This window comes from Rhizorhabdus sp. GW822-FHT03C02, assembly GCF_058801765.1.
This window is the reverse complement of sequence record NZ_JBXANN010000001.1, coordinates 733672-746324: the sequence shown is the minus strand read 5'-3', so window position 1 is coordinate 746324 and position 12653 is coordinate 733672. Positions and strand designations below refer to the sequence as shown.

At 67.8% G+C, this 12653-nt stretch carries 12 protein-coding genes; 1 reads left to right on the top strand and 11 read right to left on the bottom strand.

Features of this window, described 5'->3' with window-relative positions; translation table 11 throughout:
- Positions 1–123: 123 nt before the first annotated feature.
- Positions 124–1251 carry a purine nucleoside permease gene (locus tag AC1RM6_RS03340; RefSeq protein ID WP_493098176.1) on the bottom strand — a complete coding sequence of 376 codons (1128 nt, stop codon included), beginning with the start codon at positions 1249–1251 and terminating at the stop codon, positions 124–126.
- A 214-nt stretch (positions 1252–1465) separates the two neighbouring features.
- On the opposite strand from AC1RM6_RS03340, the gene AC1RM6_RS03335 reads away from it, so the two are divergent.
- On the top strand, positions 1466–2089 hold the full coding sequence (locus tag AC1RM6_RS03335; RefSeq protein WP_493098175.1) for a TetR family transcriptional regulator: 624 nt from the start codon (positions 1466–1468) through the stop codon (positions 2087–2089).
- A 150-nt stretch (positions 2090–2239) separates the two neighbouring features.
- On the opposite strand, the gene AC1RM6_RS03330 is transcribed toward AC1RM6_RS03335, so the two are convergent.
- The 10 genes from AC1RM6_RS03330 to hpxZ are packed head-to-tail and all read right to left on the bottom strand — an operon-like array spanning position 2240 to position 12600.
- Positions 2240–2755, bottom strand: coding sequence for a phosphoribosyltransferase (locus AC1RM6_RS03330; protein ID WP_493098174.1), 516 nt, complete (start codon positions 2753–2755; stop codon positions 2240–2242).
- Positions 2756–2809: 54 nt separating this feature from the next.
- Positions 2810–3832: an adenosine deaminase gene (locus tag AC1RM6_RS03325; RefSeq protein ID WP_493098173.1), complete on the bottom strand. Its 1023-nt coding sequence runs from the start codon at positions 3830–3832 to the stop codon at positions 2810–2812.
- Complete coding sequence (guaD, locus tag AC1RM6_RS03320; protein ID WP_493098172.1) at positions 3829–5112, bottom strand: guanine deaminase; 1284 nt, start codon at positions 5110–5112, stop codon at positions 3829–3831. Before guaD ends, AC1RM6_RS03325 begins: the two co-directional genes overlap by 4 nt.
- Positions 5113–5114: 2 nt before the next feature.
- Positions 5115–6125, bottom strand: a complete 1011-nt coding sequence (gene xdhC, locus AC1RM6_RS03315; RefSeq protein ID WP_493098171.1) for a xanthine dehydrogenase accessory protein XdhC — start codon at positions 6123–6125, stop codon at positions 5115–5117.
- Positions 6118–8457 carry a xanthine dehydrogenase molybdopterin binding subunit gene (xdhB, locus tag AC1RM6_RS03310; RefSeq protein ID WP_493098170.1) on the bottom strand — a complete coding sequence of 780 codons (2340 nt, stop codon included), beginning with the start codon at positions 8455–8457 and terminating at the stop codon, positions 6118–6120. The genes xdhC and xdhB overlap by 8 nt, the downstream gene beginning before the upstream one ends.
- Positions 8450–9973 carry a xanthine dehydrogenase small subunit gene (gene xdhA, locus AC1RM6_RS03305; RefSeq protein ID WP_493098169.1) on the bottom strand — a complete coding sequence of 508 codons (1524 nt, stop codon included), beginning with the start codon at positions 9971–9973 and terminating at the stop codon, positions 8450–8452. Before xdhA ends, xdhB begins: the two co-directional genes overlap by 8 nt.
- A 2-nt stretch (positions 9974–9975) precedes the next feature.
- Entirely contained in the window at positions 9976–10317 is a 342-nt protein-coding gene (gene uraH, locus AC1RM6_RS03300) for a hydroxyisourate hydrolase (protein WP_493098168.1), read from the bottom strand.
- A complete protein-coding gene (locus AC1RM6_RS03295; protein ID WP_493098167.1) occupies positions 10314–11723 on the bottom strand; it encodes an FAD/NAD(P)-binding protein in 1410 nt (469 codons plus the stop codon). Before AC1RM6_RS03295 ends, uraH begins: the two co-directional genes overlap by 4 nt.
- Positions 11720–12223: a 2-oxo-4-hydroxy-4-carboxy-5-ureidoimidazoline decarboxylase gene (uraD, locus tag AC1RM6_RS03290; protein WP_493098166.1), complete on the bottom strand. Its 504-nt coding sequence runs from the start codon at positions 12221–12223 to the stop codon at positions 11720–11722. The genes AC1RM6_RS03295 and uraD overlap by 4 nt, the downstream gene beginning before the upstream one ends.
- Positions 12220–12600: an oxalurate catabolism protein HpxZ gene (gene hpxZ, locus AC1RM6_RS03285; protein WP_493098165.1), complete on the bottom strand. Its 381-nt coding sequence runs from the start codon at positions 12598–12600 to the stop codon at positions 12220–12222. Before hpxZ ends, uraD begins: the two co-directional genes overlap by 4 nt.
- Between the last annotated feature and the right edge of the window lie 53 nt (positions 12601–12653).

Sequence of the window (12653 nt, the reverse complement as noted above, 5' to 3'; positions counted from 1 at the left end):
CGCCGCTACGGCCAGGCCGTCAAACGAAACGGCCGCCCATCCCGCAAGAGGACATCGCGGTCGAACCGCACGAAAATCGCGAATGATCGCCGGCCGCGTGCCGCGAACCGGTCAAGCCGTTCGCTACCTCGCCGTTCCCGGAACCGCCTCGGCATAGCGATCCCAATGCGCGCTGATCTCGTCGACGACCCGACTTCCGACCTGGAAGGCGGCATCGAGCGAGGCCTGCAGGCCCGAATAGCCCTTATGCTCCGACAAGAGGCTCCCGGCCGCGTCGAGCCCGGATGCCGGCGACGGCATCGAATAATTGCTGCCGGTCCGCAGCACCAACACCCGGTTCGGATCGGCCTTGCCCGCCTTGCCGAGCATCTTGACCGCACCGATGACGCCGCTGTCCTCCATCGCGGTCATCACGAAACGCGCGTCGTCGCCTGCCCAATATTTCGCCCATTTCGCATAATGGTCGGTGAGCAACGCGCCATGCCAGAAGCTCTGGCCGGTGATCTCGTCGCCGGTGATGACCTTGGGCGGCTCCATCGCCTTGGGAAAACCGGTATAGGTCATCCGCATCTGCGCAAGCGCCGGCGGATCGGGCAGCGTCATGTCGGCGGTCAACCGGTACGCCCAGTCACGCAGTCCCAGGTTCAACGGAAACAGATTATAGCCTTTCTCGTCGGGGCGCGGCATCTGATAGGGTGCCTGACGGTCGCGGGCGAACTGGCCGGTGGTCCAGCCCTTCGGCGCCTCGCGCGGATCGATCGCATAGCCATAATCGCTGTCGATGACATTGCCGATCCAGGCCGCCGACCCGATCGAGGCTTCGTTCGGATTGACCCCCGCGATCGCCGCCACCATCCAATAGGCCTTCGACAGGTCGAACCGCGGATCGAGCCCGAGCGCCATCGTCGAAGCGGCGGCGCGGTTGGTGCCTATGCCGGTGTGGAGCAGCAGCAGCTGCCGCCTTGGGTCGTAGCGCAGGTCGCGAAACCCTTCGGGAAAGGGCAGCTTTTGCGGCATGACGCTGGCCCAGGCCTGGAACTCGCCGGCGCGGTCGCCGGTATCCTCGCCGATCTCGAACGCGGTGACGATCACCATATGGATCGGAATCGCGCGCACGACCGTCGCCGAGACCGCCTGCGCCGCCGGCTGGGCAAAGCCCGCCGAGGCCGACGCCGAGATCAAAGCGAATCCAAGCGCGAAACGCGCCGCCGGAAAACGGCGCGAACGCCGCCGCGGAAAAATTTCAGCCATAGGATTTCCCTCGATATCTGCGGCTTTTCGTCCGCCCCGCTCACGGCTTCGCAGCAGCGTAACATGACTTTACTGCGCTGCAACAATAAGTAATCGATTTCTTACTTATCCTGTTGCCTTATGACGATCCAGGCGCGAAGGTTGGTTCGTGAAACAGTGGCTGAGCGGGGTGACGGCCATAAATACTATTGCAAAAATCGCGGAAAACCGGCCTGTGGCACCGCGCAAGCGCGACGCCGACCGCACCCGCGCGGCAATCCTGCGGTCGGCGACCCGGGAGTTCGGCGCGCACGGCTTCTCGGGCGCCCGGACCGAGCGCATCGCCGCTCTGGCGAAATGCAATATCCGGCTGCTCTACCATCATTTCGGCAGCAAGCAGGCGCTCTACCTCGCGGTGATCGAGGCCGCCTATGACGATCTGCGCACCAAGGAAGCCGCGCTCCGCTTCGACCTCGCCGATCCGCTCGGCTGCGTCGAGCAGTTGCTGCGCTTCACCTTCACCTATTTCGAGCGCCACCCGCATTTCGAAGGTCTGCTGCGCGCCGAAAATATGATGCAGGGCCGCTTCGTCCGCCAGTCACGCACGGTGCCCGAGGCTGCCGACCGGTTGAAGGCGACATTGTCGACGATCATCGCCGCCGGCGAGGCGCAAGGCGTGTTCAGGCCAGGGATCGATCCGGTCCAGCTCTATGTCACGATCACCGCGCTCAGCCGCTTCCATCTGTCGAACAGCTATTCGCTGTCGGCCCTGCTCGGCGTCGACCTGAAAAGCGCCGCATGGCGCGCTGCGCGGCTCGACCATTCGGTCGAACTGCTGCAGGCTTGGGTGGAAGGCTGAGGCCGAGGCTGAGCCGAAACCGTCACCCTCCCCTCGCCGTCATGCTGAACTTGTTTCAGCATCTACCCTTATTCTCGGAACGCTCCCTCGTCGCACGGTGGATGCTGAAACAAGTTCAGCATGACGAAGAAGAAGCATGGAGAACGGGCTTTACGCCAGCCGTTCCGGAACGATCGCCGAATCCTCGATCACCGTGTCGACCGGGGCGACCGCTTCCCACGGGAAGACGAACCAGTCCTTGTTCTGCGATCGATCGATCGTGCGGAAGCGATAGTCGACCCGCTGCGCCGAGACGATATTGTCGATCAGCACCGCGAAACGGATATTGTCGGCGACCGCGCCGGCGGCGGCGAGTTCGCGGCGCAGATGGGCGATAGTCGTTCCCGAATCGTTGATGTCGTCGACGAACAGCAGCCGCTCGCCGCCCATCGTCCGCCCGGCCAGCTTGACCAGAAGCTCGGCGGCGAAGTCGGGGACGTTCGACGAATAGTCGACCGAGAGCATCGGCAGACCCGAGGCGTGGCTCAGATAGACCGCCGGGGCGAGCCCGCCGCGACCGACGCCGATGATGAAGCTCGGCTGCCAATCGCCTTCCTTCACCCGCGCGGCGATATAATGGACGGCGGTCAGGAACTCGGCCTGCTCGACAGGCGTCAGGGTCGGCATCAACGGTCTCCGGAATCGGGGAAGCGCGCCTTATGCGGGCTCACTGTCCGCCGATCAAGCCGGCTGCGACGCGATATATTCGTCGAGTTTCGCCAGATGCGCGGCGACTGCCTCGTCGGACAGGAACGAGCCGAGGAAGCTGTTGCGCGCCAGCGTCGCGAAGTCGCGCGCGTCGAGCCGGCCGGCCGGGATCAGCGCACGGTAATTGTCGTTCACATAGCCGCCGAAATAAGCGGGATCGTCCGAGTTGATCGTCGCGCGCAGCCCCTGGCGCAGCATGTGCTCGATCGGGTGCGCCGCGATATCGTCGACCACGCACAGCTTGAGGTTGGAGAGCGGGCAGACCGTCAGCGTCATGCCGCTGCGCGCCAGTCTGGCGGTCAACGCGGCATCCTCGAGCGAGCGATTGCCATGGTCGAGCCGGTCGATGTGGAGCAGGTCGAGCGCCTCATGGACATAGGCCGGCGGCCCCTCCTCGCCGGCATGCGCGACCCTGAGCAGCCCCATCTCGCCGGCGCGCGCGAACACCCGCGCGAATTTCGATGGCGGATGCCCCTGTTCCGAACTGTCGAGCCCGACGCCGGCGATCCGGTCGAGCCACGGCTCGGCGGCCTTGAGCGTCGCGAACGCCGCCTCCTCGTCGAGATGGCGCAGGAAGCAGAGGATCAGCTTCGAACTCAGCCCATGTTTCGCCTCGGCCTCGACCATCCCCGCAAGCAGCCCGTCGGCGGCGACCTGGAACGGGATGCCGCGATCGGTGTGGGTCTGCGGATCGAAGAATATCTCGGCATGGACGACATTGTCGGCGGCGGCACGGTCGAAATAGGCGGTCGCGAGGTCGCGGAAATCCTCTTCGGTGCGCAGCACGTCGGCACCGGCATAATAGATGTCGAGAAAATCCTGGAGGTTCGAGAATTGATAGGCGCCGCGCACCTCCTCGACCGACTTGAACGGGATTTCGACCTTGTTGCGCTTCGCCAGCGCGAACATCTGCTCGGGCTCGAGGCTGCCTTCGATATGGAGGTGGAGCTCGGCCTTGGGCAGGCCGGAGACGAAGGCGTCGAGATTGAGAGTCATGGCATGTCCCGTTGGTGCGCGAGCTTGCCCGCGAGATAGGTGAAGGCGATCGCGCGGTCATCCCCCAATATCTGCAGCGCAAACAGCCGGTCGTGGAGCGAGGCGCCCGCGGTGCGGCGCGCGAGCAAGGGCGTCGCGCGCGGATCGAGCACCGCGAAGTCGGCCTCCTGCCCCACCGCGAGCGCCCCGACCCGGTCGGCAATGCCGAGCGCCCGCGCGCCGCCGACGGTCGCGAGATGGAGCGCGCGGAACGGATCGAGGCTGACCCCACGCATCTGGCAGACCTTGTAGGCCTCGCCGAGCGTGTGGAGGATCGAGAAGCTGGTGCCCGCCCCGACATCGGTGCCGATCCCGATCCCGACGCCATGCGCCGCCGCCTTTTCGAGATCGAACAGCCCCGACCCCAGAAACAGGTTCGAGGTCGGGCAGAAGGCGGCATGCGCGCCTTTCGCCGCCATCCGCCCGAAGGCGTCATCGTCCATCTGGATGCAATGCGCGAAGATCGACCGGCTGCCGACCAGCCCGAACCGGTCATAGACGTCGAGATAATCCTTCGCCTCGGTGAAGCGTTCGGCGACCGCCGCGACCTCGCCCAGATTTTCGGCGAGATGGGTGTGCATCATCACGTCCGGATGCGCCGCGACCAGATCGCCCGCGCTCGCCAGCTGAGCGTCGGACGAGGTCAGCGCGAAGCGCGGGGTCACCGCATAACGCAACCGTCCCCTGCCCCGCCATTTGGCGATCAGCGCCTCACTGTCGGCGCGTCCGGTGTCGACGGTGTCGCGCAGGCCGTCGGGGGCGTTGCGGTCCATCAGCACCTTGCCCGACACGATCCGCATGTCGCGCGCCAGCGCCGCCTCGAACAGCGCATCGACCGATTCCGGATGGACGGTCGCATAGACCAGTGCGCTGGTGGTGCCGTTGCGCAGCAGTTCGTCGAGAAAGAAGCCCGCGATGGTGTCGGCATGCGCGCGATCGGCAAAGGCGGTCTCGGCCGGGAAGATGTGCCGGTCGAGCCAGTCGAGCAATTGCGCCCCATGCGCCGCGATCCGCTCGGTCTGCGGATAATGGACATGCGCGTCGACGAAGCCGGGGACGATCGTCTTGCCGGGGAAATGGGTGATCGGGGCGGCGAACTTGCCGGCCAGATCAGCATGGGAACCGACTGCGACGACGATACCATCCTCGACGACGAGCAGACCGTCGGGGTGGTGAACGATCGGGGCGCCCGTCGACGGATCGTCGGGAACGCTAAGGATTTCAGCGCGGAACGCTTCCATCGTCAAAGCCCCTCCCCTTCAGGGGAGGGGTTGGGGTGGGGGCGAGCGTAGCGAGCACCTTCCAGCACTTCCCCACCCCCGGCCCCTCCCCTGAAGGGGAGGGGTGAAGAAGAGCGCATCTGCATCAACTGCGCCGCTACCGAAATCGCAATCACCGCCGGCTCCTTGCCTTCGATCCCGGACACCCCGACCGGACAGGTCAGCCGCGCGGGATCGATCCCGTCGCGTGCCAGCTTCGACAGGAACCGCGCGCGCTTGGTCCCCGACCCGATCAGCCCGACGAACCGCGCCGGCGATCGCAGCGCCGCGCAGGTCAGCCGATAATCGAGCCCATGGTCATGGGTCATGATCAGCACCACCGCCTCGGACGACGCGACCTCGCTCAAGCAATCCTCGACGCCGTCGTCGCCGATCACCGTCACCCCGGGCACGTCGGCGGTCTCGGCGCGGGTATCGAACCAGGCGAGATTGACCGGCAGACCCTCGACCGCGCGCGCCACCGCGCGTCCGACATGGCCGGCGCCGAACAGCAGCACCGGCAGCGTCTCGCCGCCGAGCCGCTCGACGATCCGGTCGCCGGCCGCGGGCCTGGCACCACGCGCGGGCAGCGTCGCCACCGGCTCGCGTTCGCCGAGAACCGAGCGGACGAGGCGATCCTCGGCAAAGCGCGTCTCGAGCACGCCCTCCGCGCCGATCCAGTCGATTGTCGCCGGGTCGAGATGTTCGATCAGCAACCGTACCCGGCCACCGCAGCATTGGCCGAGCAGCGGCCCGAGCGGATAATCCTGCACCCGCCACGCCCCCACCGGCAGATCGAGCAAAGCCCGCGCCTGCGCGATCGCCTGATGTTCGAGCGCACCGCCACCGATCGTTCCGCCGATCGCGCCACCGGTCACCAGCATGCGCGTGCCCGGCCCGCGCGGCGCCGAGCCTTCGGTCGCGAGCACGCTGACCATCGCGGCAGGCTCACCCGAACCGATCGCAGCCTTCGCGGCTTGCGCCCAGTCATCCACGGGCCGCTTTGTCCTTGGGAGGCCGTGCCCTGAGCTCGTCGATCGCCGCCAGGATCCGCTCGGGCGTCGCCGGCGCGTCGAGCCGCGCGAGGCCCCTGTCCGGCACCACCGCGCTCACCGCCTCGGTCAGCGCGCAGAACACCGAATTGGCGAGCATGAACGGCGGCTCGCCGACCGCCTTCGAGCGGTGGATCGTCGCCTCGACATTGCGCCCCGGCTCCCACAGCCGCACGTCCATATGACGCGGCCGATCGCTCGCGGTCGGGATTTTGTAGGTCGACGGCGCATGGGTCAGCAGCCGTCCCCTGGCGTCGAACACCAGTTCCTCGGTGGTGAGCCAGCCCATCCCCTGGATGAAGCCGCCCTCGATCTGGCCGAGGTCGATCGCCGGATTCAGCGACCGGCCGACATCGTGGAGGATGTCGACCGCCAGCACCTTATGCTCGCCGGTCAGGCTGTCGATCACGACCTCGCTCAGCGCCGCGCCATAAGCGAAATAGAGGAACGGCCGCCCGCTATGGGTGGCGCGATCATAGGCGATCTTGGGGGTCGCGTAGAAGCCGGTCGACGACAGCGACACCCGCGCGAGATGCCCCATCCGTGCGAGCGTCGCGAAATCGACGGTCTCGCCGCCGGCATGGACCCCCTCGGGGGTGAAGCGCACCGCGTCGGCCTCGCCGCCGAACTTCGTCGCGGCGAGTTCGGCAAGCCGGCCGCGGATCGTCATCGCGGCATTGAAGGCCGCCATGCCGTTGAGATCGGTGCCCGACGACGCCGCGGTCGCCGAGGTGTTCGGCACCTTGTCGGTCCGCGCCGAGGAGATGCGGATCGTCTCGACCGGCACCGCGAAGACATCGGCGACGACCTGCGCCACCTTGATCATCAGCCCCTGCCCCATCTCGGTCCCGCCATGGTTGAGCAGGATCGATCCGTCGGCATAGACGTGGATCAGCGCGCCGGCCTGGTTGAGATGGGTGGTGGTGAAGCTGATCCCGAACTTGACCGGGGTCAGCGACAGCCCCTTCTTCAGCACCCGATGGCTGGCGTTCCAGGCGGTGACCGCTTCGCGCCGCGCGGCATAGCCCGCCGACTCCGCCAGCGTCTCGATGATCTCGGGCGCGACATTGTCCTCGACCGTCATGTGGAACGGGGTGACGTCGCGGCCGGGCCCGCCATAGAGATTGGCGCGGCGGACATCGAGCGGATCGAGCCCGAGATGCGCCGCGATATCGTCCATCATCCGTTCGGCGACGATCATCCCCTGCGGCCCGCCGAAGCCGCGAAACGCGGTGTTCGACACGGTGTTGGTGCGATAGCGGTAGGAGGTGATCTCGACCGCCGGGTAATAATAGCAATTGTCGGCGTGGAACATCGCGCGATCGTTGATCGCCGAGCTCAGATCCATCGTCGCCCCGCAGCGCGAGGCGAGATCAAACGCCACCCCGGCGATCCGCCCGCGATCGTCGAAGCCGACATCGTAGCCGACCCCGAAGTCGTGGCGCTTGCCGGTCATCTCCATATCGTCGTCGCGGTCGGCGCGGAACTTGGCGGGGCGGCCGGTCTTGACCGCGACCAGCGCGGCGGCGGCGGCGAACAGCGACGCCTGGGTCTCCTTGCCGCCGAACGCCCCGCCCATCCGCCGGATCTCGACGGTGACATCGGCCGATCCGACATGGAGCATATGCGCGACCAGATGCTGGATTTCGCTCGGATGCTGGGTCGACGACAGGATATGGACCTGGCCGGGCTCGCCCGGGGTCGCGACCGCGATCTGCCCCTCGAGATAGAAATGATCCTGCCCGCCCATTTCGAGCCGGCCTTGGATCCGGTGCGGCGCGGCTTCGAGCGCGACGGCGGCATCGCCGCGCGCCATCACCTGGGTCGCCTCGATCAGATTGTCGATCGCCCGTGCCTCGGCGATCGTCACGACATGGGCCTTGGGCGCATAGTCGACCTTGCCGAGCTTCGCCGCCATCCGTGCCGCCTTGGCGCTGGTCGCCGCGACCAGGAAGATCGACTGGCCGAGGAACACCACCTCGTCCCGCGCCAGCAGCCGGTCGTCGCCGAACACCGGCGCGACATTGTTGTCGCCGGGGATGTCGTCGGCGGTGAACACCGCGACCACGCCCGGCGCCGCGCGCACCGCCGACAAGTCCATGCCCAGAATGTCGGCATGCGCCTCGCTGCTCTTGCCGAAGGCCAAGTGGAGCATGTCGCCGGGCTCGCCGCCATCGTCGCAATAGCGCGCGGCGCCCGCGACATGCGCCTCGGCGCTGTCGTGCGGCAGGCTCGCGCGGACCGCGCGGCGGCGGATCGGATCGCCCTCAGCCATGCGCCAGCTCGAGCACGCTGACCGGCTCGTCGCCAGCCTGTTCGATCCACAACCGGCGCAACAGATTGGCGGCGGCCTTGAGGCGATAATCCGACGAGCCGCGCACGTCGGTCAGTGGGGTATAATCCTCACCGAGCGCCACGGCCGCGGCCTCGACGCTCGCTTCGCTCCACGCCGCGCCGCTCAGCGCCGCTTCGGCCCTGGCCGCACGCTGCGGGGTTCCGGCCATGCCGCCGAAGGCGATGCGCGCATCTGCGACGACGCCGTCGCGCACGGTGATCGCAAAGGCGCCGCAGACCGCCGAGATGTCGCTGTCGAAGCGCTTCGAGAGCTTGACGATCCGGACGATCGTCGCCGGATCGGGGCGCGGTACCCGGATCGCCTCGACGAACTCGCCGGGGGTGCGATCCTGGACGCCATAGCGGATGAAATAGGCCTCGAGCGGCAGCTCGCGCCGGGCGTCGCCCTTGCGCAGGACCACGCTCGCGCCGAGCGCGATCAGCGCCGGCGGCATGTCGCCGATCGGCGAGCCATTGGCGATATTGCCGCCGACCGTCCCCGCGCTGCGCACCTGGAGCGCGCCGATCCGCCGGACCAGCTCGCCGAGATCGGGATGGAGCCGGGTCAGCGCCGGGTGCGCGTCGACATAGCGCAAGCCCGCGCCGATCGTCAGGCCGGCCTCATCCTCGTCGAGGGTCGCGAGATCGGCGACGTCGCCGAGCCAGATGATCGTGTCGATCTGACGATGCTGCTTGGTCACCCACAGCCCGACATCGGTCGCGCCCGCGACGATCCGGGCATCGGGATGATCGAGCAGCAGGCCGGCAAGCTGGTCGGTGCTCTTCGGCGCGAACCAGCGGCGGGGCGTCCCCGACAGCGGATCGGCATGGCTCAGCGCGAGCATCTCACCGGTCCGCAGCAACGCGAGCGCGGTGGCGGTCTCGCGGTCGTCGACCGGCGCCAGCGGCACCGCCTCGCCGGCGGCGAGGATCGGGCCATAACCGGTGCAGCGGCACAGATTGCCGGCGATGACGTCGGCGACCGGCGTCCCCGCGGTCCCCGCCGCACCGATGCTGCGGCCGTAGAGCGACATCACGAAGCCCGGCGTGCAGAAACCGCATTGCGAGCCGTGCCGCGCGACCATCTCGCACTGGACCGGATGCTTGCCGCCAAGGCTCTCGACGGTGCGCAGCGCGCGGCCGTCGAGCATGGGAACGAAGGTGATGCAGGCGTTGACCGCGCGCCAGACCAGGGACGTCGCCCCGGCGGAGGCCGGGGCCGCCCCCGGCTCTTGCGGCAGCGTTTCCGCGCCATCTTGGGCGGCCCCGGCCTCCGCCGGGGCGACGGTCATTAACTCCCCCACCAGCACCGTACACGCGCCGCAATCGCCCTCGGCGCAGCCCTCCTTGGTGCCGGTCCGCCGCAGCCGGTAGCGCAGCAGGTCGAGCGCGGTCATCGTCGGGTCGATGCCATCCAGATCATGGACCTCGCCGTCGAGGAGAAAGCGCACGCCCATGCTCAGCTCCCCCGGTAGGTCGAATAGCCGAACGGCGAGACCAGCAGCGGCACATGATGATGCGCGCCCGCGTCGGACACCGCGAAGTCGATCGTCACCCGGTCGAGGAACGGCGGCTCGGGCAGCACCACCCCCTGCGCGCGGAAATAATCGGCGACCGCGAACACCAGCCGATAAGGGCCGACCGCGAGCACATGATCGCCGAGCATGCCGGGCACGCGGCCATCGGCGTTGGTCACGCCCTCGAACAGCGGGGTCGTGCCCGCGAACAGCGATATCGCCACGCCCGCGGCCGGGCGGCCATGGGTGGTGTCGAGGACATGGGTCGAAAGACCGCCGCTCATCGCGCCTGCTCCTTGCGCGGCCACTGCCCCTCGAATTCGGGCTCCGCATAATCGAGATAGTCGCGCAACGCCGCGTCCTCGTCGTCGGTGAACAGCTGGTTGGCGACGCCCTCGACCAGCTTGGGGATAGCATATTTCAGGCCGGAAAGCGCGGATGCCGACAGGCCGAGGCTGATCAGCCCCGAATAGTTGAACGCGAACAGCCCATGGAGCTTCGCGGTGCCGGCTTCATCCTTGCCCAGCAGCTGGAAGCCCGGCCCGAGATAGGGATGATCGTCGATCACCGGATTGGCGAGATCGGCCGGCGCGGCATATAGATCGCCCCAGCGCGCGACGTCTTCGGCGACCAGCGCGAGTTCAGGCCGCAGCTTGGGATCGGTGACGAGCCCGGTCGACAATACGAGGAAATCGAAGACATGCCGCCCTTGCGGGGTCTCGACCTCGACCCCGTCGGCGGTCTCGCGCACCGACAGCCAGGGCGCGCCGAGATGGAGATGGAAGCCCGGCCAGGCGCAGGCCCGCGCGAAGGTGTCGTTGGTCGGCGGCTGGTTGCGGTCGAAAAAGCTCGCCATCACCCGATATTTGGCGGGATCGTCGAGCGCGGTGAAGCGGCCGATCAGCCCCGACTGTTCCATGAAGCGGATCGGGTTGATCGTCGGCAGCGCCTTGCGCCGCACGAAGACATGCGCCTCGGCGACCCCGAGCCCGAGCGCATGCTGGGCATTGTCGAACGACGAGGCGCCGGCGCCGAGAATGCCGATCCGCTTGCCGGCGAGCGCGGCATAATCGACCGCCTCCGAGGTATGGGCGTAGCGCTCGCGCGGCAGCACTTTCACGAAATCGGGGGTGTGCCATTCGCCGCCACCCTGGATGCCGGTGGCGAGCACGACCTTGCGCGCGACGATCGGTGCTGCGTCCGGCCCGTCGAGCTGGAGCCGGAACGTTCCGTCGCCAAGCGGCTCGACCAGGGTCAGCTTCGTGTCGTTGCGGACCGGCAGCGCAAGGATCGCGCGGTACCAGCGCAGATAGGCCATCCACGCGCCGCGCGGGATCTTGTCGAGCGCGTCCCAGCCCTCGGCGCCATGCTGCGCCTCCCACCAGCTGCGGAAGGTGAGCGAGGGGACGCCGAGGTCGATCGAGGTGATGTGCTTGGGGGTGCGCAGCGTGACCATCCGCGCATAGGTCTCCCACGGGCCCTCGAAGCCGGCGGGATTCTCGTCGATCACGAGGATGTTCGACACGCGCTCGCGCAACAGCCCGAACGCCGCGCCGAGCCCCGACTGGCCGCCGCCGACAATGACGACGTCATAGATGCCGTCGCGCGGCCGGACCCAGGTGGCGGCGCCGAAGCCGATCGCGGCGAGGTCGGCGCGGACCCGGTCGTTGAGAGCGGCGAGACCGGTCATGCGAGCGCATCCTCGAGCCGAAGGTGGACGATCTTGGCGATTTCCGCACGCGCGGCCGCGATCTCGGTCGCGACGTCGTTCGCGGTGCGCGCGCGCATCGCCGCGAGGATGCCGGCCTTGTCGGTCAGCCGCACGCAGATGATGAACGGGAAAGCGAATTTGGCGCGATAGGCGTCGTTCAGCGCGTGGAAGGTCGCATATTCGTCGGGGGTCAACCGGTCGAGCCCGGCCGACGCCTGTTCGGCGGTCGAGGCCTCGGTGAGGGTCTTGTCGAGCACCGCCTTGCCGGCGAGCTCGGGATGGGCGCGCAGCAGCGCGATCTGGGCCTCCTCGCCGGCCTGCTCGATCACCGCCGCCATCGCCGCCTCCATCGCGGCGAGGCTGGCGAACGGCCGGCGCGCCTCGGCGGCCTCGACGATCCACGGCGAATGTTCGAACAGGAAGCCGAATTTCGCGACGAAATCGGCCGGCGGCAGCGCGTTGATCTGCTGGATGCTCATGACGTGCTTCCCTCGAGCGAGACATGCGCCGAGACGACCTTCCAGCCGTCGGCAAAGCGCACCCAGCTCTGGCTCTGCCGCCCGCGCCGGTCGGAACCCTCGCGGAAGAATTCGGCGTTGGCGGTGGCGAAGTCGGGGCCGTAGCTGGCGATCGCGACCCGGCCGAGCCTGCGCTGCGGCGAACCGCCACGGCCCTTGCGGAACTCCCGGATCGCCTCGATCCCGTAGAGCACCTCGCCGACGCCGTAGCGGATGGTGGTCTCGGCCTCGTGGAACAAAGCGTCCATGGCGGGGATGTCGTCGGCCATCAGCGCGGCCTCATAGGCGTGGAAGGCGGCGGTGACCTCGGAGATGACCTGGGGGTCGTTGACGATCATGCGGTGGGCTCCCCACCCAAGCGACCGTCACCCTGAACTTGTTTCAGGGTCCA